General features: G+C 55.5%; 1 protein-coding gene. It reads left to right on the forward strand.

Annotated features, from left to right (window positions below):
• The first annotated feature begins 130 nt into the window (after positions 1-130).
• Positions 131-976, forward strand: a complete 846-nt coding sequence (locus BDE01S_RS10635) for a 23S rRNA (adenine(2030)-N(6))-methyltransferase RlmJ (RefSeq protein WP_066081392.1) — start codon at positions 131-133, stop codon at positions 974-976.
• Positions 977-1,172: the final 196 nt, after the last annotated feature.

A 1,172-nucleotide genomic window follows, 5' to 3' on the forward strand; every position in this document is an offset into this window, starting at 1 on the left:
GCCAACGTCGTAGCAGAAATTCAGTTCTTCGACTATAGTTCAAATAAGAAAGATACAGAGCGCAGCCGACGCCGTAGCTTTTTTATTTTAATTCACTATATAATCGCCATTTTTCAGACGGCCTTTCCCCATGCTCAGCTACCGCCACGCCTATCATGCCGGCAACCATGCCGATATGCTCAAACACTTCGTGCTCTACCTCACGCTCGAATACTTCAACCGCAAAGACAAACCCTACTGGTATATCGACACCCACAGCGGCGCGGGCTTATACGACTTGGGCGGTGCAGAAGCGCAAAAAGTCGGCGAATACCGCCACGGCATCGCTCGCCTGCAACAAGCCGACCGGCTGCCGGCCGCCCTGCAGGATTTCCTGAGCCGTCTGAAAACCATCCTGCCCGCCGAACATCTTTACTGCGGCTCACCCTGGCTGGCGCAGGCAGAAACCCGCAGCAGCGACAAACTGCGCCTGTTCGAGCTACACCCTGCCGACTTCCAACATCTGCAGAACAATATGCGCGAAGCCCGCCTGGGGCGGCGCGGCCAAATCAGCCAAGCCGACGGCTATCAGGGGCTGATTTCCCTGATGCCCCCGCCGCCGCGCCGCGCCGTTGTTCTCATCGATCCACCCTACGAAGAAAAACAGGATTACCAGCGCGTGGTGCACACCCTGAAAGAAGCCCGCAAACGCTTCGAATCCGGCTGTTATCTCGTGTGGTATCCCTGCCTGAGCCGTGAAGAAAGCCAAAACCTGCCCGAGCAGCTCAAAAAACTCGCCCCGCAAAACTACCTGCACACCGAGCTGCACGTCCACACGCCCCGCGCAGACGGCTTCGGTATGCACGGCAGCGGCATGTTCGTCATCAACCCGCCCTATCTGCTGGCCGCCCAGCTGGCAGACACCCTGCCCGCGCTGTCCGCCACGCTGGCGCAAGACGCAGGCGCACGCTTCGTCTTAGATTACCAAATCGCCTGAAGCTTACAAAACAGCAAGACCGGAGCTGCCGATGCAAATCCGGTCTTTTTTCGTATTTCTCTCAGCCAGTCAAACACCAAAACGGATAGCATATTCCGTAGTAGCAAAACAATCATAAAAAAGCCGTCTGAAAAATCCCATTTTCAGACGGCTTTTTTATACCGTATAACCATCCAGACCATAAAAATTGACCCAC

It is taken from the genome of Bergeriella denitrificans NBRC 102155, from assembly GCF_001592185.1.
Taxonomy (GTDB): Bacteria; Pseudomonadota; Gammaproteobacteria; order Burkholderiales; family Neisseriaceae; genus Neisseria; species Neisseria denitrificans.